Origin of the sequence: Enhygromyxa salina (genome assembly GCF_002994635.1) — a bacterium.
GTDB lineage: Bacteria > Myxococcota_A > Polyangia > Nannocystales > Nannocystaceae > Plesiocystis > Plesiocystis salina_B.
In genome coordinates this window covers 25023-48141 of the sequence record NZ_PVNL01000121.1, presented here as the reverse complement: position 1 = coordinate 48141, position 23119 = coordinate 25023, and the positions used below count along the sequence as shown (strand labels likewise).

9 protein-coding genes are annotated in these 23119 nt (G+C 71.2%); 1 reads left to right on the top strand and 8 read right to left on the bottom strand.

Annotation, left to right across the window (positions count from 1 at the left end):
• Nucleotides 1-103 precede the first annotated feature (103 nt).
• The 3 genes from ENSA7_RS31995 to ENSA7_RS31985 all read right to left on the bottom strand — a co-directional run bounded on the left by ENSA7_RS31995 (nt 104) and on the right by ENSA7_RS31985 (nt 12994).
• Nucleotides 104-5671 carry an AAA family ATPase gene (locus tag ENSA7_RS31995; protein WP_106093203.1) on the bottom strand — a complete coding sequence of 1856 codons (5568 nt, stop codon included), beginning with the start codon at nt 5669-5671 and terminating at the stop codon, nt 104-106.
• A 109-nt stretch (nt 5672-5780) separates the two neighbouring features.
• Nucleotides 5781-11459: an ATP-binding protein gene (locus ENSA7_RS31990; RefSeq protein ID WP_106093202.1), complete on the bottom strand. Its 5679-nt coding sequence runs from the start codon at nt 11457-11459 to the stop codon at nt 5781-5783.
• A 20-nt stretch (nt 11460-11479) separates the two neighbouring features.
• Entirely contained in the window at nt 11480-12994 is a 1515-nt protein-coding gene (locus tag ENSA7_RS31985; protein ID WP_146158376.1) for a hypothetical protein, read from the bottom strand.
• 60 nt (nt 12995-13054) lie between these two features.
• On the opposite strand from ENSA7_RS31985, the gene ENSA7_RS31980 reads away from it, so the two are divergent.
• Entirely contained in the window at nt 13055-15181 is a 2127-nt protein-coding gene (locus ENSA7_RS31980) for a tetratricopeptide repeat protein (protein ID WP_146158375.1), read from the top strand.
• Nucleotides 15182-15323: 142 nt separating this feature from the next.
• Here ENSA7_RS31980 and ENSA7_RS31975 read toward each other — a convergent pair whose 3' ends face one another.
• The 5 genes from ENSA7_RS31975 to ENSA7_RS31955 form a co-directional block, all read right to left on the bottom strand.
• Nucleotides 15324-17711 carry a rhomboid family intramembrane serine protease gene (locus ENSA7_RS31975; protein WP_146158374.1) on the bottom strand — a complete coding sequence of 796 codons (2388 nt, stop codon included), beginning with the start codon at nt 17709-17711 and terminating at the stop codon, nt 15324-15326.
• Nucleotides 17712-17744: 33 nt separating this feature from the next.
• Nucleotides 17745-18725 (bottom strand): acetyl-CoA carboxylase carboxyltransferase subunit alpha, encoded by a 981-nt coding sequence (locus ENSA7_RS31970; protein WP_106093198.1) that lies wholly within the window; start codon nt 18723-18725, stop codon nt 17745-17747.
• Nucleotides 18722-19744, bottom strand: a complete 1023-nt coding sequence (gene miaA / locus ENSA7_RS31965) for a tRNA (adenosine(37)-N6)-dimethylallyltransferase MiaA (protein WP_181234306.1) — start codon at nt 19742-19744, stop codon at nt 18722-18724. The genes ENSA7_RS31970 and miaA overlap by 4 nt, the downstream gene beginning before the upstream one ends.
• Nucleotides 19741-21822, bottom strand: coding sequence for a DNA mismatch repair endonuclease MutL (gene mutL, locus ENSA7_RS31960; protein ID WP_106093196.1), 2082 nt, complete (start codon nt 21820-21822; stop codon nt 19741-19743). Before mutL ends, miaA begins: the two co-directional genes overlap by 4 nt.
• Nucleotides 21823-21960: 138 nt before the next feature.
• The gene (locus ENSA7_RS31955; RefSeq protein ID WP_106093195.1) at nt 21961-22854 is read right to left on the bottom strand and encodes a GGDEF domain-containing protein; all 894 of its coding nucleotides are present in this window, start codon (nt 22852-22854) and stop codon (nt 21961-21963) included.
• Between the last annotated feature and the right edge of the window lie 265 nt (nt 22855-23119).

Below are 23119 nucleotides of genomic sequence, written 5' to 3'. Positions count from 1 at the left end.
GCCAACCCGGCAGCCGTGCTAGCACCCGTTCGCGCCGCGCTGGTCGGAGTTTGCTCGAGAGTGTGCGTACTCTCAGGATCATGGGGCACGCCCGGACCCCCGATCATCCCGCGAGCTCCGCCGCGATCGGCAGCTCGAGGTGAAAGCGGGTACCGACGCCGACCTCGCTCTCGACCCGCAGATCCCCGCCGTGCTCGAGCGCGATCCCGTGGCTCACGGCCAGGCCCAGACCGGTGCCCTGGTCCCGGCCCTTGGTGGTGAAGAAGGGATCGAAGATGCGCGCGCACACGTCTTCGGGGATCCCGGTGCCGCGATCGGCGATCGTGAGTCGAAGCCACGATCGGCCGTCGCGGTCGAACCCGCGCGCGCTGATCTCCACGACCTTGTCGTCGTGAAAGCCCGAGTAGCGATCGTTGAGGGCGTCGCGGGCGTTGGTCACCAGGTTCATGATGATCTGCTGGATCTGCTGCGCGCGACACGAGACCAGCGGCAGCTCGTCCGGCAGCTCGAGGGCCACGCGAACGTAGTCCTTGCGGATCACGGCCTGGATCAGCGAGAGCGTGGCCTCCACGAGCTGGCTGACGCTGACGTCCTCGCGCTGCTGCTCGCGCTCTTGCCGAGAGAACGCCAGCAGGTTGCGCACGATCGTGGCGACCCGCTCGGACTCGTTGGTGATCTCGCGCGAGAACTCGCGCACGGTCGCGGGATCCTCCGCGCGGCCGTAGATCAGCTCCGCGTAGTTGAGGATGCCCTGGACCGGGTTGTTGATCTCGTGGGCCACGCCGCTGGCGAGGGTCCCGAGCGAGTCGAGCCGCTGCTGCTGACGCAGCTGGGCCTCGAGCCCCTTGCGCTCGCTGATGTCGGTCGAGATCGTCAGGTACTTGGTCTGGGCCCCCGCGCCGACGCCGGTCCCCACGCTCACGATCCGGGTCATGTAGTGGCGCCGCGGGTGCCCCTCGGGGGCCACGCACAGCTCGACCTCGCGCGGGGCTCGGCCCGCGACGACGCTGTCGAACGCGTCTCGCCACGCCAGCTTCGAGGCAGGATCGAGGTACGCGTCCGCGCTGCGCCCGATCAGCTGGCTGGGATCCGCGTCGTAGGGCGAGAGGTGGTTGACGAACTCGAGCTGCCCGTGCGCGTCCATGAGCGCGATCACGTCAGGGACCCCGTCGACCAGCGAGCGCCACTGCGCCTCACTTCGAGCCAGGGCCGCGTACAGGCGCGAGTTGTCGAGCGCGCTCGCGGCTTGGGCCAGCAGGATCCGCAGGATCTCGAGCCGCTCACCCGTGAACGCCCCGGCGGCGAGGCGATTCTCGAGCATCAGCGCGCCGATCCGCTTGGTCTGCTTGAGGATCGGCATGCACAGCAGCGACCGCACGCCCGAGCTGACCACGTAGGGATCGCTCGAGAACCGCGAGTCGGCGGCGATGTCGTCGACCACGACGGAGCCGCCCGTGCGGACCACGTAGAGCACGACCGAGGTCGCCAGCCGATCACGAGCGTCGCGCAGCGGCACGGGGTTGGCCATGAACTCGGCGGTCTCCCGACCTTCGCCCTCGGCGACCATCGCAAACTCGCCGCCGCGATCGAGCATCAGCACGCCTCGGTCGGCGCCAGCGTGCTCGATCGCGCTGGCGAGCACCCGGGTGATCACCTGCCCGAGCTCGAGGTCCTCGCTGATCGCCTGCATGACCTGCATGGTCGCGAGCACGGTCGCGACGTCGAGCGACTGGCCCGAGCCGTCGGTCGTGATCGCCCCGCGAAACATGGTGGTCTGGGTCATGCTCGAGCGCTCGAGCGGCGGCAGCTCGTGCGACGCGAGCCGGCCGTGCTCGCGGTCGAGCTGCTCGACCAGCGCCCGCGCGCCCATTCGCTCGTAGGCCTCGCGGGCGCTGCGTTGGGCCCCAAGCTCGGTCGAGGCCAGGCCCCGCTGCTTGGCCCAGGTCGCCAGGCTCACGCTGGCGAGCGCGGCCACGTAGTGCGCCCCGGACTCGAGCGCGGCGGCGTGGGCCCGCTCGAACATCCGCAGCGCGGCGTCGGCTTGCCCGCGCAGCGAGGCCAGCTCACCCGCGACGATATCCGCCATCGCCTGGTAATTCTCGGGGCACAGCCTCGCGAACCGCCGGATCGTTCGCAGCCGCTTGCGGATCCCCGCGACCAGCCTGCGCCGCTCACTGGCGCCAGCGGCCGAGCAGCGCCGGGCCGCGAGCAGGGCGGCGAGCATCGCAAACCGCGGGACCACGATGCTCCCGAGCAGCACGCGCTCGTAGTCGTGGAGCACCTGCTGGGCGAGCGTCCACGCCTGCTCGGCGTCACCGAGCAGCATCCGCCCCCAGACCTCCGACGTGATGATCACGTAGCGAGTCAGCGGGCTGATCTCGTCGCTGGCGACGTCGTCGAGCCGCATCAGGCTCGCGCCCTCGGTCCCGATCATGCACCCCAGCAGCCGGCGAAACATCTCGGCGAGGATCTGCAGCTCGCGGCCACCAAAGCTCTCGTCGACGCTGCGCACCCGCGCGTCGATCTCGAGGATCTCACGCAGGTGGGTGCCGGCCTCGAGGTGGTTGACGAGCCCGACGGAGCCGATCAACCCGGCGACGTAGCGCTCGCCGACCTCGATCGCCTCGGCGTGGGCGGCCTCCATTGGCTCGGCGACCTCACGGAACGCCCGACACTGCGGCCCGACCATGACCAGCGAGTTCGAGCGGGCCGAGACTCGCGCCGCGGGCGTGCTCTCGCGCGCGGTCGCGAGCTCGACCGCGCTGTCGACCATCTCGCGGGCCTCGTCGGCCTTGCCCATGCTCATCAGGAGCATCGCAAAGCTACCGAGCGCCGAGCCGGCGGTTGGATGGTAGCCAGCCCGCATCAAGGTCTGCAGATGCGTGCAGACGATGATCACCCACAGCTCTTGCCCGGCGAGCCACGCGGGACCGATCGCCGCGGCCAGCAGGTGCATGATCGCAATTTCGCGCTCGTCGGTCGCGACGGGCATGTCGCGGAAGCGCTTGCGAGTGGCGCCCTTGACCGATCGCGTCGCGCGGATGATCGCGAGGATCATCTGCGGCTTCGAGGACGCGCGCGGGAGCTTGCAGCCCAGCGCCGCGAGCCCCGACAGCGCCTGCGCCAGGGCCTCGGCCGGGCGCTCGCGCAGCTCGAGGATCCGGACCTGGCGCCCGAGCACGCGGGCGCGCTCGACGATCGTCAGCTCCCACCCGAGCAGCCGCTCGAACGCCGCCTCGGCCTGATCCGTGTGACCACCAACCGCCATCGCCTGGGCCTGACCAAACGCGGCGGCGAACGCCTGATCGCGAGCTGGGCCCGACGCCCGCGCTGATCGCTCGAGGTCACCCGCGAGCAGCTCGACGCCAAGGTCGAAGTAGGCGCGCGCGGCCGCCCATGCCGCCGAGTCGAGCGCACGCTGCCCGGCCTGCAGGTTGAGCCGGACCAGCAGCTGCCGACGCGGCTCGGGCATCCGCTCGATCGGCAGCCCGGCGTCGAGGTGGTCGACGACCTCGAACACCCGCTCGCCGAGCCCGTCCTCCCCTCCCCCTCGGCTGTAGCGCGCGAGCAAGTAGTCGCCGATCTCCCAGTCCAACGAGCGCCGGGTCTCGGGCTCGATTCGGTCCCGCGCGACCGCACGGATCCGCTCGTGGCTGAACACGTAGTCGGACCCAGACGGGCTGACCAGGCCCTGCTGCTCGAGATCGTGCAGCGCCCCGAGCACGACCGAGCGCCGGGGATCGCCGAGCGCCTCGAGCAGCGCGACGTCGAAGCGCGAGCCCACGCAGGCCGCCAGCGCCAGCAGCTCGCGCGAGTCGGGGTGCAGGCGATCGAGCCGCGCACGCATGACCTCGACGACGTCGTCGGGGATCCCAGCGGCGGCGATCTCGTCCGGGTCCCACTGCCACCCGGCGCTGGTGGGGCGCAGCAGCTGCAGCTGCTCGATGTGCAGCAAGAACTGGCGGATGAACAGCGGGTTGCTGGCGGTCTTGCGCGCGACCAGCTGCGCGAGCGCAGCCATCTCGACCCGGGGACGACCGAGCACGTCGGCGAGCAGCTGCTCGAGATCCTCGCGGCCCAGCGGCTGCAGCTCGATCCGCGAGACGCGTGGGTCGTGGACAGCGCCCACCTGCGTGGTCTCGACCGAGTCGAGCAAGCGTCGCAGCGGGTGCTCGTCATCGACCTCGCCGCTGCGATAGGCGCCGACGAACAGCACCGGGCTCTCGCCGCCCTCGCTCCAGAGCACGCGCAGGAGCTCGAGGCTGGCCGGGTCGGCCCACTGCAGATCGTCGAGCACCAGCACCAGCGGCCCCTCGCGTGCGAAGCCCGAGACGAACCGGGTCAGCGCGACGTGCAGGCGGTTGCGTGACTCGCCGAGCTCGAGCGTGGGCACTGGCGGCAGCTCACCCAGGACCAGCGCGAGCTCCGGGACCATCGCTGCGACCACGCCCGCGATCGGCCCGAGCGCCTGCTTGAGCGTTCTTCGCCAGCGCCCGAGCTGCTCGTCGCTGCGCGTCAGCACCTGCTCGATCAAGCTCGTGAACGCGCTGATGAAGCCGCGGTACGGCACGTCGACCTGGTGGTGCTCGAATTTTCCGAACGCCATGTGCCCGCCGCTGGCGTCCACGCGGGTGTCGATCGTGCGCAGCAAGGCCGTCTTGCCCAGACCCGGCGCGCCGCTGATCAACACCATCCGCCGCTGACTGCTCTCGCTGACCGCCGCGAGCGCCCGCTCGATCGTGTCGCGCTCGCGCGTGCGTCCGTAGAGCTGATGCGGCAGCTGCAAGGTGCTGGGGTGATCGTGACCGCCCAGCTCGAAGCGCGACTGGGCGTCGCCCGTGGCCAGGGCCTGAGCGCAGCGCTCGAGATCCGCGTGCAGCCCCCCCGCCGACTGGTAGCGGTGCTCGGGCGCCTTCTCGAGCAGCTTCATGACGATCGCCGACAGCTGCGCGGGCAGGCTCGAGTTGAGCTCGTCGGGTGGCGTCGGTCGCCGCGCCAGGTGGGCGTGAATCAGCTCGAGCGGCTCGTTCGCCTCGAACGGCCGACGCCCGGTCAGCAGCTCGTAGAACGTGGCCCCGAGCGAGTACAGATCGCTACGAAAGTCGACCTCGCGGGTCGTGCGTCCGGTCTGCTCGGGCGACACGTAGGGCAGCGTGCCCTCGATGACCTCGGGATCGAACAGGTGCTGCCGCTCGCTCTCGAGCAGCACCGAGATGCCGAAGTCGGCCAGGAACACATCGCCGGTCGCGGCCTCGACTAGCACGTTGCTGGGCTTGATGTCGCGGTGGACGATGCGGCGCTCGTGAACCCGGCCGAGGGTCGCGACGAGGCTCAGCGCCTTGGGCAGGAACACATCGACGTCGATCGGCTGGCCATCGGCGAACTGGGCGAGGTTGACCCCGTCGACGTAGTCCAGCAACAACACGAGGCGATCGCCAGCCCGCTCGACCCCGAGCGCCCGCACCACGCCCACGACGTCGAGCTGCTGCAGCAGCCGAAACTCATGCTCGACTCGCGCTTCGACGCCGTCGTCACCCAGCTCGAACACCTTCGCGACGACGCGCTTGTCGTCCCGCTTGCGCACGGCTTCGTACACATGGGCTCGAGCGGACGCACGCAGCAGGCGGCGAGTCGAGTAGCTGGCGAGCGGGACCGACACTGTCGGCGACATGAATACACCCACAGCGGCCGGCTCGGGGTGCCCACGGCTGCCCAATGCTCACGGTGCAACTCGCGCCAGCCCTGCCTCCAATCCTGGACCCGATGCCAATCAGCACACCTCAGGCCGACTCACCTGGCAGATCCAGGTGGAACACGCTGCCGACCCCGGGCTCGGTCTCAAACCACAGCTCGCCGCCGTGATCACCCGCGATCCCATGACTGACCGCCAGACCCAGGCCAGTGCCTTGATCCCGCCCCTTGGTCGTGAAGAAGGGATCGAAGATGCGAGCGCGCACGTGGTCCGGCACGCCGCCCCCACGGTCCGTGACGCTCAACCGAACGAGCGGCCCCTGGTCGGCCTCGACCGCGCAAGCCGAGATGGCGATCACGTTGCTGCCCTCCGGCGCCCGCTTTGGGTCCGGGTACATCGACCGAACCGCGTCGCGAGCGTTGGTGACCAGGTTCATGATCACCTGCTGAACCTGTTGAGGCCGGCAGCGGACGCGTGGAAGCCCAGTCGGCGTGTCGACCCGCAAGATAATCCCATCGCGCGTCACGACCGCGCGGAACAGCGTCAAGGTGGTCGCGACTAGATCTTCGACCCGCCGCAGCTCCGGGGGCTCGTCGACGTCCTGGCGCGAGAAGGCCAGCAGGTTGCGCACGATCGTGGCCACGCGGTCGGACTCGACCAAGATCTCCTGGGCAAACTCGCCGACGAGCGCGGGGTCGTCGGCTCGCCCCGCGATCAGCTCGGCGTAGTTCATGATGCCCTGGATCGGGTTGTTGATCTCGTGGGCCACACCGCTGGCCAGGGTGCCGACCGAGTCGAGCCGCTGTTGTTGGCGCAGCTGGGCCTCGAGCGACAGCCGCTCGGCCTCGGCCCGCTTGCGCCCCGTGATGTTGGTCGAGACGCTCAAAAGGTTGCCGTGGCGGCTGCCGAACCCCACCGCCCCCACGCGGATCTCGTACCAGTGGACCGTGCCATCGGGCAGCTCGAGCTCGATCTCGAACTCCTGTTGCTCGCCGGTCTCGCGCACGTTCGCAACGGCCGCGCGCCAGCGTGGCGCCGCGTTGGCGCCCAACAACAGGGCTGCGTCCATCCCGATCAGGCTCGCCGGATCGCCGGGGAACCCGCCGAGATGGTTGATGAACTCGATGCGTCCGTGTCGGTCGAGCAGCGCGATCATGTCGGGTGCGCCGCTGACGACGGTCTGAAACAGCGCCTGGCTGCGCTGCAGGGCCTCGTGGATGCGCGCGTGGCCGAGCGTGGCACCGGCTTGGCTGGCGAGCACGCGCAGCGCCGACAGCCGGTCGCCCGAGAACACCCCGACGACCTGGAGATGCTCGAGCATCAGCGCGCCGATCTGCCCAACGGGACCCGAGATCGGCGTGCACAGCAACGAGCGCGGGCGGGTCAGCTGCACGTAGGGATCACTGGCGAAGCGTGGATCGGTGGTCGCGTCGTCGAGCACCAGCGCCGTCCCCGTCCGCATGGCGTGGTCGATCGCGGTGACGGGCAGCTGGTCGCCCGCGTGTGCGAGCGCCACCGCATCGTCGACGCGGATCAACCGCGCCCCCTGGCACGCGCGGGCGACCTCGTACAGCTCGCCGTCACGCTCGAGCAGCAGCACGCCCCGCTCGGCGTCGCTGGTCGCGAGGGCGCCCTCGAGCACGCGCGAGACTACCTCGTCGAGATCGAGGTCCTCGCCGATCAAGTACAACATCCCCACCAGCAGCTCGGAGTCGACCGGCTCGCGAGCGTCGCCGGGCGCGATCGCCGACGCCGCGACGGGCGGTGGCCCCAACGTCGGCAGCGAGCTCGCCTGCGCGACCAGCTCGGCGTGCTCGGGGTGGCCGCGCTCGAGCTGCGCGACCAACTCCGACGCTCCCCACCGCCGCGCGCGTGTGATCGCGGTGAGCGTCGCGCCGCGAGCGGTGGCCTGGCGCCCGTGGGCCTGAGCGAGGCTCAACAGCCGCTCGCACGCGAGCGCGTGCACGCAGCTGCGATCGGTGGTCTCGGCCAGATCGCACGCGCGCTCATAGCTTGCGAAGGCCTGATCGATCCGCCCCCGGCCGCGCGCGTGCTCGGCCGCGACGAGCTCGGCGCACGCGCTGAAATTGGTCCAGCCCTGGGCCGCGAAGCCGCCCGCGAGCGCGCGCGCGTGGTCGAGCTGCGCGCGCGCCTGTGGCTCGATGGACTCGCCGACGGACAGCTGCGCCGAAGCGGTGATCGCCGACATCACGACCGCCAGCGCGCCCGTCCACGACCCCGCCAGCGCGTGCTCGAGCTCGCCGACGAAGCGGCTCACGCTCGCGGTCGCGGCCGCCCGCTCGCCGAGCAACCACTGGGCGACCGACTGGAAGATCCAGACGCCAGCGCGCGTGGCCGCGCTGCCCCGCTCGAGCTCGGCCTCGCCCAGCCAGCCCCCGCTCACGCCTGCCTCGAGCGGCCGCTGCAGCCGCTCGACCACCCGGCGATGTCCGGCAAAGGCCAGCCGCAGGTCGAGGGCGCCACCAGCATCGCGGCCGCCGTCGAGCCGCGCCGACCACCGCTGGCCTCGCGCGATTAACTCCGACACACCGCCGAGCTCGCCGGCGCCCGCGAGCGAGCGGGCGACCTCGGCGTTGGCGATGCTCGCGGCGAGCTCGAGCGCGCCATGATCCACCGCCTCGCGCAGCAGCTGGCGTGGTCGCGCGTGGCTGCGGTCGAGCGGACGACTCAGCGGCCAGACTCGCAGCCACGCGATGCTCTCGACCCACAACCCCTGCTCGAGCTCGGCGGGCGCCCGCGCGCACAGCTCGTTCGCGGCGTCGCACAGGCGGGCGCCGTGGTCGGCCTCGCCCAGCCTGGTCGCCAGCACCAGGCCGAGCCCGGCCAACGCCGCCGGGGCCGTGCGGTGAAACCCGTGGATCACCAGCAACTCGACGTGGGCGCAGGCGAGGCACGCGAACGAGCGGGCGTCCCTGCCCAGCAGCGCCCGCGCGAGCGCGGCGAGGATCGACATCGCGGCGTCGAGCTCGGCGACCAGAAGCTCGGGCCCGTGGTGCAGCGCGTCCAGCCAGTCGGGCTGCGCGGTCCAGGCCGCGCGGACCCGCGACGCGGCTGCGCCCAAGTCCGTGACGCTCGGCTCGACACCACAGCGCGCGAGCCCGGCCAGACCGAGCTCGAGCGCGTCGTCGCTGCGCCCGCGCGCGACCAGCGAACGGATCGCCGCGATCACGACGTCACGCACCAGCGCAGCCGGGAGCGGTCGCGCGAGCAGCTGCTCGAAGGCCGCGTCCGCGTCCGCGTCGCGCTGACTCCACGCCAGCACGACCGCCCGTGACAGCGCCAGCTCGACCCCCAGCGCAACCTTGCTGCGAGGCACGGCGTCGGCGAGCGCGGTGGCGAACTCGAGGTACGCCGACGCGACGTCGCGCGCCCCGAGCATCACCGCGTGCGCGCCCGCGACCGCGCAGCCCTCGAGCACCTCGAGCCGCCGCGCTTCGGCGAGACCTGCGAACGCCTCGGCGCCCTCCAGCTCAGGCACCGTCGACAACCGGTGATGCACCAGCGCGAACGCGTGGGTGCCGAGCTGGGAGCCGAGTCCGTGGCGGGCGAGCAGGCCCTCGGCGATCGTCGCGTGGACCCGCGCGCGCGGCCGCGGGGCCAGCCACTCGTGGGCCGCTGCCCGCAGCTGCGGATCGCAAAACTGCAGCTCGCCGCCAGCACAGACCAAGACCCGTCGCCGCTCGAGCTCGTGCAGCTCGGCGGCGAGCGCAGCGGGGCTGAGCTCGCACAGCTCCGCGAGCGCGCCCGGGTCAAACCTTCGGCTCAGGCAAGCCGCGCGGGCCAGCAGCTCACGCTCGCGCTCGTCCCAGGCGCCCGCGCCCGCGGGCCCGCCCGCGGGCTCGCCCGCTAATAAATGGTTCGTCGAGCGCGGCACCTCGGCGGAGCCAGGCGCGGGCGAGTCGTCCGTCCACGCCCACCCTTCAGGCGTGCGGTGCAACAGCCCGCGCTCGGCCAGCTCGACCAGGTAACTCTTGACGGCCGCGGGGTGGTTGGCGGTCTGCTCGGCGACGAGGGAGAGGAAGCTGTCACGGTTGACGAGGTCGGCGAACTCGCCCCCGAGCAGCTCGCCGAGCAGCTGTTGGAACGCCTCGCGCCCCAGTCGCTCGAGCGCCACCACGCCCGGCTCGCGACCGAGCTGAGCCAGCTCCGTCAGCAGCTGGCCCAGCGGTGCAGCGGGCTCGAGCGCGGCGCTCGTGCACGCCACCACGATCAACAGCGGGGACTGAACGTGGTCGAGCAGCAGCGCGCGCAGCAGCTCGATGCTGCGCGCGTCGGCCCACTGCAGGTCATCGAGCACCAAGACCGGCGTGCCGATCCGCTCGAGCGCCACGAACAGGCGGCTCAGCGCCAGCTCCAGCGCGTGTCCAGCTCGTCCGGCGTCGCGGGCCGAGCCGTCCGCGAGCGGCCCCGTCGGCGGTCGCCCCACGATCGACTCGAACCCAGGCACCAGCGCGGTCACGAGCGGCAGCAGCGGGCCGACCTGCGCGACGAGGTGCTCGCGCCAGCTCGCGCGCTCGTGCTCGGGGGCGAGCGAGAGCCGCTTGGACACCCCGGTCAGCGCTTCGATCAGGCCACTGAGCCCACTCAGCCCGCCCAGTCCATCGCTTGGATCAGGCGCGTGATAGCGGCCAAACGCGAAGGTCCCGGCCGCGCCCGCGACGACCGACTCGAACGCCTCGAGCAGGGCCGACTTGCCGATCCCGCCCTCGCCATGAACGACCATGAGGCGGCGATCTCGACGCTCCCGCGCGCGACCGAGCTCGATCGCCATGGTCCGGGCGTTGAACTCGCGCCCGTGGAGCTTGGTCGCGGGCATCAACCCCGTCGCGCGCTCGCTTGCCCCGACCTCGAACCATGGATCGCCGTCGCCGTGCTCGCGCGCGTCGACGACGCGCTGCAGATCCGCGAGCAGCCCGCTGGCGGTCTGATAGCGCCGCGCTGGGGTCTTCTCGAGCAGCCTGGCGACGAGCTCGGCGAGCACGCGTGGCAGCCCGACGACCCTGCCGTAGAGGGGCCGTGGGGCGCTCCCTAGCTGCGCGTCGATCAGGGCCGCGACCGTCACCGCCGGGAACGGCAGCGCGCCCGTGAGCAGCTGATAGAAGATCGCGCCGACGGAGTAGAGATCGCTGCGCGCGTCGACGACCCGCACGACCTGGCTGAGCTGCTCGGGCGCGACGCACCCGTACCTGGCTTGGATGAGATCAGGATCGGCGAGATCGCTGCGCTCGCGCTCGAGCAGCGCGGCCACGCCCGCGTCGGTCAGATACACCCGGCCCGTGCTGTGATCGAACCACACGCTGCTCGGCTTGATGTCGCGGTGGAGCACGCCCGTCGCGTGCAGCCCAGCGAGGATCCGCGTGAGCCCCCGCGCGATCGTGCAGAACAGCGCGGTGCTCAGCCCCCCGCTCGCGCACAGACTCGCGAGGCTCACCCCAGGCGGGGGTGCGCGCAGGACCACCAGCAGATCCCCCACCCGCTCGACCGCCAGCGGCGGCACGAACCCCTCGACCTCGACCGCGCCGAGCAGCTGCAGCTCGTGCGAGACGCGGGCCGCGAACAGCTGGTCGTGCACGTGGTAGACGTTGGCGAGCACCCGCGACGGGGCCGGCCCCGCGCGCTCGAGTTCGTGCACCTGCACCCCCGCGGACGACTGCAGCACGCCCACGCTCGAGTACCCGGCCACGCGCTGGTGCGCGAGCTCCGGCCGCGGGGTGGCGCTCGGCGTCGCTGGATCTCGGTGTGACATGCTGGCCGGTTGCAGGCACCTCAGCGTACTGAACCGTGGGTCCGCAGCGAAGCGTCGAGCGCCGCGCCTTGAATGTAGGTGGCGATATCGCCCGCGCCGCTGACGATTGGCGCGGGCGCAGGCTCGAGCTCGTCGATCCGGGTGAGCACCCCTTCGCCGGTCAGGACGAACAGGCTGCGGGGCCGCCCAAACGACGCGACGCCGTCGACCTCGTCCATGATCAGCGACGCGACGCTGTACCCCAGCAGATCACCCTCATCATCGATCGCCAGCGGCAACAGGGGCACGCCCACGTAGCGCTCGAGCCCGTTGACGGAGGCCCGCACGACCACCCCGCTGGTCGCCGTGAGCTCGGTGGTCGAGTCGTGACAGCTCCAGCTGGCCCAGTCGCCGCGCGGGGAGATGACCGGCGCGCTGGCCCCTTCCTCCGAGCAGTCGGTGGTCTGGAGGTTGAGGACGGTCGTGCGCTCGGCGTCGACGCGATACATGGACCCCGACAGGGACAGCAGCACCAGCGCCCGCCCGCGATCGACGGGCGCCCAGACCAGCGGCGGCTTGGCGAACACGGGGGTCGCCTCGACGATCCCCGCCGCGCGATCCCAGCGAACCAGCTGCCCGGCGCCGAGCCACACGCTGACCGAACGATCGATCACGTGCAGGAGGCCCAGCCCGCCGCCGCCGGCCGCCGCCGCCGCCAGCTGGTCAGGGAGCTCGAGCTGCCCAGCCTGATGGGGCGCGCGACGATCGAAGATCGACCACCCGCCTCCGCCCGCGTAGATGATCGCCAGCTCGCCCGCCGGCTCGACCCCGACCAGCGTGAAGCAGCCCGTGGCCTGCGCGCACTGGCGAGCCTCCAGCGCCTCGTCGGGCAGCCACAGCGCGTCGGTGGTCGCCTCGCGGACCAGCGCAGCGCTGGGATCGTCGGCGTCGCCATGCCGAAAGTAGCTCGCGCTGCCGTCGGGGTGCTTGACCAACAACCGGGGCGCGTCGAGGCTGCCGACCACCCACACCGCCCCGGCAGGCTCGACGACTGGGATCACGCTGCCGTCATCGCGGCGCTGCAGCGGGACGCCGGGCGCGAGCGGGACCAGGTTCAGTGAGCCGTCCGCTTGCTCGCGCCACCACAGCGCGTCACCGCGAGCCGTGAAGTTGACCGGGCCGTCGCCGCCAGGGGTCGTCGGCGGCAACACCAAGGGCAAGCGGCGGCCGTCGTCGAGGTCGAACCACGCGCCCGCGCGGACGTCGGCGCGAACCAGCACGCCGCGCCCGCTCGGCCCGAGTCGGACCCGCTCGTGCGGATCGGTCTCACCCAGCACGTCGAAGTCGTAGCGATGCCCGCGATCGTAGACATGGATCGATCGCACACCGTCCGCGCCGAGGCCGTCGACCCACACGGCCCGCGCCGTGACGGGCTCGGCACCGCAACCCATGGCGGCTGCGCCGAGCAACCCCAGGCCGAGCGCGGTGCCGCGGACCGCGTGAGAACGCGCGCGACGATGTCGCCCGTCGATCTCCCGCGTGATTGGGGGCCTCACACGAGCCACGATATCACCGGCCAATTCGGGATGAAACGAGCGCGGGCCAGGCTTGCGTGGATGCATCCGTTCGTGCAGGCTCGTGCGCCCATGGCCGCCGAGGACGACAACAGCACCATCGACACCGACGACGACGCGGCGATCGAAGACCAGAGCAGCGACGCCGTCGAGTCGGCCCAGGCCGCCCAGATGGCCGCCATGCAGAAGGCCGCCGGGGAGATCGAGCTCGTGGTCCTGCCGCTCTCGTGCACCAACGAGGGCAAGGGCGCGCCGCTGTCGATGGGCGTGCAGCGCTGGCTGGCCCAAGAGCTGGCCCGCACCGGGCTCAAGGCCGCCGCCCCCGTGTTCACGGCGCTCGCCGAGCAGCAGGGTCGCAAGGTCCCGGCCCTGCTGATCTACCGCGACGCGTGGAGTGATCAGCGCGCGCTGCAGGGCGCGGTTCGGTTCGCAAACGCCCGCCGGCTGATCGCAGCCAACTTCAGCGTGGCCGAGGACAAGCTGGTCCTCGACATGCGCCTGGCCGACATCCACCTCGACGACCCCGAGCAGGCCGAGCAGGCCGAGCAGGCCGAGCCGGCCAAGGCCGAGGACGCCGAGGGCGAGGACGCCGAGGGCGAGGGCGAGAAGATCGCCGGTCGGCTCGAGACCGTCGCCACCTGGTCGACCGAGACCACCGCCGACGCGATCGGCGAGAAGCTGTACGAGGCGCTGGTCGAGATGGCCAAGCACAGCGGCCAGACCGTCGCCCACGAGGGCTGGGAGCAGGCGTTCGGGACCACCGACAAGCAGGCGATGCTCAGCTTCCTCGTTGGCCTGGGCAACCTGTCGGCGCTGCAGGGCCGCACGGTCCCGGCCACCGCGGATCAGCTGCTCAACCCGCTGATGGACGCGATCAACCGCGATCCCAAGATGGACGGCGCGATGGAGGCACTCCACGCGATGACCGACATCCTGCTCGCGCTGCAGAGCGGCGACCGCACGGCCCAGCCGCTGTGCCTGCAAGCCCTGTCGATCGCGGCCCAGCGCCGCAAGGAAGACCCCGAGGCGTGGCACCACCTGGCCGTGGTCGCGCGGCGGCTCGGCGACCTGCCGACCGCCGTCAACGGCTTCAACCAGGCGTTCAACCTGCTGCCAACCAGCGTGCAGATCGCCGTGGACTTCATCCAGACCCTGCGCCGGGCCGGCGACGCCGAGAACGCGCTCAAGGTCGCCCAGCACGCCGTCGAGCAGGGTAACGAGGCCCCGCCGATCCTCGCGCTGCTCGGCAGCCTGCTGATCGAGATCGACGACTTCGACTCCGCCGAGCCGTTCTTGCGCCGGGCCGTCGACGAGGGCCAGATCGCCAGCGCCTACGGCGATCTCTCCAACGTCCTGTGGGATCGCTCGGACGACGACACCCCCGAGCAGGCCGAAGATCGCGAAGAAGCGATCGGACTGCTGAAGACCGCGATCGGCCTGCGCCACGTCGCCAAGTCGACCCTCGACATGCTCTTGGACCTCTCGACCGACGAGGGCCACGAGGACGCCGAGAAGCTGCTGCGCCAAGCTGGCGAGAACCACGCCGACAACCCGGCGGTGCTGACCTCGCTCGCGACCTTGCTGCTCGAGAGCGACGAGCCCGAGCAGGCCCGCGTGTGGCTCGACAAGCTGCTCGAGCTGCCGCGCCGGTCGCTCGACGACGACGCGTTCGGGCGCCGGGCCGTGCTCGCGCTCGAGATCGACGACTTCGAGGATCGCTACGAAGCCGCGATCGACGGGGTCAACAGCGCGGGCGCCAAGCAGCAGAGCGAGGCCGCCGTGTTCCTGCGCGAGGTCATCGCCAAGGACCCGCGCTACTGGCAGCCGCACCTGATGCTCGCGCTGGCCGTGCGCCAGACCGAGGGCGACGCCGCCGCGCTCAGCCACCTCATGAACGCCGTCCGGCTGCGGCCCAACGACGCGCAGATCCGCCAGCTGATCGCCGCGATCATGCGCAAGCAGGGCCGCCCGCGCGAGGCCGTGGAGCACCTGCGCGCCGTCGTCGCGCTCAACCCCCGCGACGTCGATCCGGTCATCAACCTCGCCACCTGCATGCGCGACGCGAACATGTTCGCGGAGGCCCGGCAGATCTGCACGGCGGCGCTGCAGATGATCCCGAACCACCCGCAGTTCAAAGCGGTGCTCGACAGCCTCCCCAAAGAGGCCTGATCGCAGCCTGCTCAGCGAGAGCTGAGCTCACCTGAGCTCACCTGAGCTCACCTGATCATGGCCGCCGGTCCCCTGGACCCGGCGGCCTTTTTTCGTAGCCCCGGTCGGCGCGACCACACACTCGAGCTCGGCAACCCGAGGGCTACTCGACCACGCACTGGACCCGCGGCGACGGATCCTCGCCCGCGCTCACGGCCAGCTCGGCCTCGCGCATGATCGCGGCGTAGACCCGTGGCGCGTGCTCGATGGCGGTCGCCGGGGACGCGATCAACATCAGCGTGACGCGCTCGCCTGCGGGGCCCTCGATCCGCTTTTCGATCACCCGACCGACGCGCTCACCGTTGCGCCAGAGATCCGAGCCGCCCCAGCGACCCGCTGGATCGGCCGCGACCAGCTCGACGAAGGGCTCCGGCAACGGACCGAGCGCGGTGGCCGAGACCTCACCCGCCAGCCCGTCGACCAGCCCGAACAACGCCGGCGCTCGGTCCCCGTCATCGCCGCTGATCGCCGTCTGGCGGTGGACCGCGAGCTGCACGAGCGAGCCATCTCGAAGCTCGAGCGCGTCGACCAGCCCCTCCACCAGCGGGAGCTCGTACGGCAGATCGGGCGGCTCCGTCAGCGGCATCAGGCTCGACGGCGTGTGGACGACGACCCCGTCGAGCTCGCAGCGCTGCGCGCGATGATCGACGAGGTAGGTCTCGGGGTCGGCCTGGATCACGATCACCGCAGCCACGCCCGTGGCCAGCAGCGCCGCGCCCACGTTCAGCTCCTGGACGATCGCCAGCCATCGCGGCGGCTCGAGCGGCATCGCCAGCGTGATCGCGCTGGCGAACCCGATCGTCACGACCAGGGCGATCGGGGCGAACCCGATCCCCGCGCCCGACAGCCCCGGCAGGCCTGGCAAGTTCGTCACCACGTTCGCGACCAACAACAGCGCCAGGGTCACGATCAAGTTCCGCCGCGAGCGAGACGCCAGCGCCGGCGTGCGGCTTGGCAACAGCAGCCACAGCGCCGCCGTGATCGCGCCCAGCGCCATCAGGTTGCCGCCGGTCGGCGCGACGATCGCCACACCCTCGAGACCCCGCGACCACAGCAACGGCAGCGCGACCACCGAGGCGGCGATCCCAGCGACCGCCGCGACGAGCGTGACCATGGCCATGCGCGCCGAGCCGAGCATCCGCTCGACGATCTGGCCGGCCAACCACAGCGCGTAGAGGTCGAGCAGCAGCGCGACCAGATCGACGTGGATCCACGCGCTCGTGAACACCCGGGCCCACGCACTTCCCGTGCCCCGCCCGGCCCCGAGGCCGGTCCCCATGCCCGTCCCGCGGCTCAGATCCTCGGACAGCGCCCCAAGCTCGAGCAGGCCGATCCCGCCGCCGCCTCGCAGCACGTGCACGCCGTACACGAGGCACAGCGCGAACATCACGGTGTAGGTCACGAGCGGCCGCTGGTGCGGGTGCACGGCCGGCGCCAGCGACAGCCACCGACGCAGCCGCGCCGCGACCAGATCGACGTACCCGCTCAGCTCGGGGGCCAGCTCGACGGCGCGCGAGTCGAGCGCGGCGCCCGACGCCGCGGGCTCGCCCGGCAGCTCTGGCAGGACCGCCCGCGCGCGCTCGAGCAGCGAGCGCGCGGCCTCTCGCACTCTTCGATCCCGCGGGCCGGCGAGGGCCTCCACGTTGGTCAGGGTCTCCACCGCCTCGCGCGGCTCCCCTGCCCGAGCCTGCGCGATGCCCTTGAACAGCTCCGCCGTCGCGGCGGTCAGGCCCAGATCGGCGAACCGCGCTCGGGCGACGATCTCCCCGACCGGGTCGACCGCGCCCGCGTAGGCGAGGAAGGTCAGCCGGGCCTGGCCGAGCAGCTCGGCCGTGCTGGGATCGGCGCCGACCGGGCCGTCCTCGAGCTCGCGCAGCAGCCCGGCGGCGGTCTCGAGCCGCCCCGCTTCCCCGTATGCGCGCAGCAACCCCAGCGCCAGGCTGGGCCGCAGGGCCGCGTAGCCAGCGTGAAACCGGCGCTCGTAGTGAGCGATGCCCTCGTCCCAGCGCTGGCCGTGAAACAGCATCGAGACGATCTGCTCGTGGATGACCGCGGCCTCGGGCCCATCCTCAGCCTGCTCGGCGAGCTTGCGAAAGTGGGTGAGCGCCGCGTCGACGCCCTCGCGATCGAGCACCGCCAAGCCCTCGAGGATCGGCAGCTGCCGGGCCAGGCCGGATCCAGGCATCAGGCTGGCGCGCAGGCTCGACAGCCGCCCCACCCAGATCAGGTGACCACGCGCGAACGCCCAGCGCGAGCTGTGCTCGAGCACCCACGGCAGCACCACCGTGACCGTGACCAGCGCCAGCGCGACCACACCGAGCACCCGACTCGACTCGCCGAGCGAGCCCATGGCGAGCAGATCGAAGATCAGCAGCGCGCCGACCACCAACGAGTAGCCCCGCCCGATCCCATCGCGGCGGCGCAACAGCCGAACCAGCGTGGCCGCGCACGCGACCGCGCCGAGCAGCAAGGCATGATCAAAAGAGTTCAAAAGGCAGTTATCAGCTTGGGGAGCGGAAACGGTTCACTCGGCCGAGGCGTCGGCGCGGGACTCGATGTGGCCGATCGCGCGGAATTTGGCGTAGCGATCTTCGATCAGCTGCTCGGGTGAGAGCTTGGCGAGCTCGATGAGGTGCTCGTCGAGCGCCTGCTCGAGCGCGGCGGCGGTGACGGTGAGGCCCCGGTGTGCGCCGCCGATCGCCTCGCGGATGATCCCGTCGCAGACCCCGAAGTTGAGCAGATCCTCCGCGGTCATGCGCAGCTGCTCGGCGGCGGTCTGCTCGGCCTCGGGGTTCTTCCAGAGGATCGACGCGCAGCCACGCGGCGAGATGACCGAGTACACCGCGTGCTCGAGCATGAGGATGCGATTGGTCAGGCCGATCGCCAGGGCCCCGCCGGACCCGCCCTCGCCGATCACCACGGAGATCGTGGGGACCCGCAGGGCGGCCATGAGCTCGAGGCTGGCGGCGATCGCCTCGGCCTGGCCGCGCTCCTCTGCGCCGATCCCCGGGTACGCGCCCGCGGTGTCGATCAGGCAGATGATCGGCAGCTTGAATTGCTGGGCGAGCCGCATCAGTCGCTGGCACTTGCGGTAGCCCTCTGGGCGGGCCATCCCGAAGTTCCGCAGCACGTTCTCTTTGGTGTTGCGGCCCTTTTGGTGGCCAATGATCATCACCCGGCGGCCGCGCAGCCGACCCATCCCGGCGACGATCGCCGGGTCGTCGTGGTAGGCCCGATCGCCCTTGAGCTCGACGAAGTCGGTGGTGATCTCGCCGACGTAGTCGAAGGTGTAGGGCCGGTCGGGGTGCTTGGCCAGCTGCAGCTGCTCCCACGCGGAGAGCTGGGCGTAGTGCTCGCGCTGCAGCTGCGAAGCGCGGGCTTCGAGCCGCTCGATCTCCTTGGCCATGTCCTCGTTGCCGCCAGCGAGCAGCAGCTTGAGCTCGCGGATCTTGCCCTCGAGCTCGACGATCGGCTTCTCGAAGTCGAGGACGCGCGTGTTGGTCACGCTGGCCCCCGGTCCAAGTGTGGGTCCGAGCTCGTATCCAAGCCGGTCTCGCCCGCGAGGAAGGCCGCGACTCGAGCGACAGGAAACGCGTCTGGGTGGTCGATGTTGACGATCCGCGCCATCGGAAGAAGATCTTTGAACTGGTGGCGAAAGTAGGTGCGCTGCCGTCGAGCGTAGTTGCGGGTCGCTCGCTGGATCGCGGTCTTGGCTTGCTCGAGCGAGGAGCGGCCGTGGATGTGGTCGAGCAGTTCGCGGTAGCCGAGGCTTCGCATCGCCTTGTAGCGAGCATCATAACCGGCCGCCACCAGCTTCTCCACCTCGGCCAACCATCCGCGGGTGAGCATGGCCTCGCAGCGACGATCGATCGCCGCGTCGACGGCCGCCACGCCGGGATCGATGACGACCATCAGGAGCTCGATCACAGGCCGCGGCGGATCCTGCCTGCGGACCGCGCTGATCGGTGCCTGGTGGTGTTCGCACAGCCACAGGCTACGCAGCGCACGGACGACGTTGTGGGGATGGATCCCCGCCGCGGTCTCGGGATCGCGCCCGCACAGGGCCCGATGGATGGCGCCCGCTTCGCTGGCTTCGCGCGCCATCCACTGCGATTCGAACTGCACACGTCGGTCCCCGCGATCAGGGTTGCACGCCTCGTCCGTCTCGGGACTCGCGTCGCCGGGCCCACGACCCGAGTAGGTCCAGCCAGTCGCGCGCAGGTACAACCCGGTCCCGCCACAGATGATCGCGGGCCCGCGCGCGAGCTCGGCCTGCGCGAGCGCACCGTACTCGCCCGCCGAGAACCGCTGATCGGGATCGACGAGATCGAGCAGGCGATGGGGCACGCGCGAGCGGTCTTCGGCGCTGGGCTTGGCCGCGCCGATGTCGAGCCCGCGATAGATCTGGACCGAGTCGCAGCACAAGATCGGCAGCCCGAGCGGCTCGGCGACCGCCAGCGCGAGCGAGCTCTTGCCCGCCGCCGTCGGCCCGACGATCGCGACGGCGCGCGCGAGGTCGGTCACCCGAGCAGCTCCTTCGCCGACCAACGCCGCAGCCCGGGGAGCTGATCGACCGCGCCCGCACCCGAGCCCGAGCCCGAGCCCGAGCCCGAGCCCGAGCCCGAGCCCGAGCCCGAGCCCGAGCCCGAGCCCGGTTGCGACGCGAGCAGCTCCGCGAGCCAGCGCCGGGCCAGGCGCGGGTTGACCTCGATCGTGCGCGCGCTCGCCAGCTCGGCCACCGCCTCGACGAAGCCCTCGCGCTCGGTCGCTGACGCGCTCGCGTGGCCGTGCATGCGCAGCCACGGCATCAGGCGATCGAGCAGGCCCCCGACCTCCGAGGAGTCGAGCAGCCGGGGCAACACCGCCGGGACCGCGCGCACCAGCACCGCATCGTCGCCAAAGCCCTCGAGTTCGAGGCCCAGGCGCGCGAGCGCCTCACCAGCCGCGAGCAGGCGCTGGCGATCGTCGGCGCCGCGCCGGACCACGACCGGCTGCAATAACCCCTGCGCCGGGGCCCGACCGTCCGCGGTGGTCGCCGCGAGCTCGGACAGCAGTCGACGCCGGACCAGGTGGGCGCGTATCCGGCGGAGATCCGCGACCAGCAGCTCGCCGCGAAGCTCGAACAGGGCGACCGGACCGGGCAGGCAGGTCAGCAGCCGCGGGCCCTCGAGTTCGAGCTCGTCGTGCGGCGCGCGTGCGCGTGGGTCTGGCGGAGGCCCGTCGACCTGATCGACCTGATCGACCTGATCGACGTGATCGCGATCTTCGAAGGGCAGCGTCGCGTGCTCGCGGCCGCGCTCACGATTGACCGGGGCCAGGCTCGATCGCAGGCGCTCGACGTCGTCACGAAACTCGAGCTTGTTGGCCCGATAGTCGCCGCCTGCCGCCCGGGTCCCCAGCTTGTACCCCCCACCCTGCCCGCTCGACGGCGCGTCGCGGGCGACCATCGCACCCGAGAGCCCCTCGCGGCGCGACCACCCAGCCAGGGCCGCCTGCGCGCCCGCTCGCGGCGCGTCGACGCGAGCCCACTCGTGATCGTGATCGAGGTCCGGCGCGCTCCCGTCGTCGTCGCGCGGCGGCGGGCGACGCCAGGCCGCAGACGCCAGCCCCTCGTCGACCAGCTCGCGCACGACCGCGTAGACCACCTGCGGGCTCGAGAACCGGACTTCGGACTTTTGCGGATGGACGTTGACGTCGACGGTGCCGCGCGGCGGCTCGACGAACAGACACGCGACCGGGTGGGTCCCCCGCGGCAGCGCGTCGGCGTAGGCCTGCTTGAGCGCCGCGCCCAGCGTCCGCTCGCGAACGACCCGCCGCCGCACGACCACGAAGCTGGCGCTGCGCTGGCGCGTGGCGGCGCTGGGCGGGCCGAACCAGCCCTGGACGCTCACACCCTGGCGCTCGCTCGAGAACTGCACGAACGGCCCGGCGCCGCCGCGACGCTGCAGCACGGCGATCACCCGGCTGGTCTGGTCCCCGGCCGCGAACTCCAGCAGCTCGCGACCGCCGTGGCGGACCCGAAACTGCACGCGCGGGTGCACGAGCGCAGCGCTGATGACCGCCTCGACGCAGTGGCCGACCTCGGTCGCCTCGCTGCGCAGGAATTTCCGCCGGGCTGGCACGCTGGCAAACAGGTGCGCGACCTCGATCTGGGTTCCAAACGGCATCCCGATCGGCTCGATCCGCGGCGCCGAGTCGGGCGTCGAGCGCAGCCGATGACCGACGGCCTGGCCCGCGACCCGACTGCGCAGCTCCACCCGCGCGACCGCGCTGATCGACGCCAGCGCCTCACCGCGAAACCCGAGGGTGTGGATCTCGACCAGCTGCGCGGCCGTGCGCAGCTTCGAGGTCGCGTGGCGGGTGAGCGCCAGCGGCAGGTCCTCGCGGTGGATCCCCCCGCCATCATCGATCACCCGGATCAGCTCGCTGCCCCCGGCCTCGAGCTCGACCTCGACCCGGGTCGCCCCAGCGTCGAGCGCGTTGTCGACCAGCTCCTTGACGATCGACCCCGGCCGCTCGACGACCTCGCCCGCCGCGATCTGATCGGCGAGCGAAGCAGGCATCACCGCGATGCGGCCGTCACAAACCTGATCCTCGGGCATCCCGGAGGCCTTTATAGACAATGGCAGCGAGCGCAGCGAGTGACCGCGAGCTGCGAAACGGGCCCGGTCACCCAGTCGCGCACAACCTGCCGGCCCGATCCGCCCGCTCGATCAGGCCAACCAGTCATGCCAGCCAGATCAACCGTGGTCGACGACGCGGTTGCGGCCGCCAGACTTGGCCGCGTACAGGCGCCGATCCGCTGTCTGGATCAGATCGTCAGCGTTGGCGACCGAGCTGTCGAGATCCGCGACCCCGATCGAGATCGTGACCGGGATCTTGCGACCCTCGAACGCGAAGTCTTCCTCGTCGATCAGCTTGCGGATCTTCTCCGCGAAGATGTGGGCGCCCTTGATCTCGATCTCGGGCAGGATCACGGTGAACTCTTCACCGCCGTAGCGCGCGACGACGTCGACCTTGCGGGCGCGCATGGTCACGAGTTCGGCGATGCGGCGCAGCACGAAGTCACCCGCGCGGTGACCAAAGTTGTCGTTGCACTTCTTGAAGTAGTCGATGTCGAAGATCAACAGCGCGAGCGGCCGATCGTAGCGACGCGCGCGGCTGAGCTCGCGCTCGAGGGTCTCCATGAAGTAGCGACGGTTGAACACCTGCGTGAGCCCGTCGACCGTCGACAACCGGAAGATTTCTTCGTGGTAGGAGCTCTCGATGTTCTCGCCCGACAAGAACTTGAAGATCGAGCGACCGACCTTCACGAGGTCCCCATCCCGCAGATAGGCCTCGTGGATCTTGTTGTCGTTGATGTAGGTGCCGTTGGTCGAGTCGTTGTCGCGGATCTTGATCCCGAAGTCGTCGACGATGATGTAGGCGTGCTCGCGCGAGACGGCGTCTTGGCTCAGGCAGATGTCGTTGGTCGTCGCGCGACCGATGCGAAGATCACGACCGACGATGTTGTACTTGCGGCCGAGGTCTTGCCCGTAGATCACGACCAAACAAGCGTCCTTGCGCTTGACCTTGGGCCCTTGGGTCTCGTCCACCTTCGCGTGGACGATCGTGTCCTGGTTCTCGTCTCGCATGCAGCACTCGGTCGTCGAAGACTCGCGCTTCGACCGCGAGCGACCAACCGCCAAATCTGGTCAGCGTGGGCCGCTCGCCCGGCAGGGTAGCAAAGTGGGGCTCAGAAAGCTCTCCCACACTTCCTTCCGGCGCCCCACCTGTTCAGTCCCCCTCAGCTTCGCCCGGTCGGTTCGCGGCTCGGGCTTGCGCTCTCGGCTGCATGTGTGACCCATGGGGCGGGGGTCGCCCGACCGCGCGTCCATGGCCGATGCTCGCCATGGGCCC

What these genes read in the sequence shown, in the direction of transcription:
- ENSA7_RS31995 (WP_106093203.1), bottom strand. Translation starts at nt 5,671, where the DNA reads ATGTCGCCGACAGTGTCGGTCCCGCTCGCCAGCTACTCGACTCGCCGC.
- ENSA7_RS31990 (WP_106093202.1), bottom strand. Translation starts at nt 11,459, where the DNA reads ATGTCACACCGAGATCCAGCGACGCCGAGCGCCACCCCGCGGCCGGAG.
- ENSA7_RS31980 (WP_146158375.1), top strand. Translation starts at nt 13,055, where the DNA reads ATGCATCCGTTCGTGCAGGCTCGTGCGCCCATGGCCGCCGAGGACGAC.
- mutL (WP_106093196.1), bottom strand. Translation starts at nt 21,822, where the DNA reads ATGCCCGAGGATCAGGTTTGTGACGGCCGCATCGCGGTGATGCCTGCT.
- ENSA7_RS31955 (WP_106093195.1), bottom strand. Translation starts at nt 22,854, where the DNA reads ATGCGAGACGAGAACCAGGACACGATCGTCCACGCGAAGGTGGACGAG.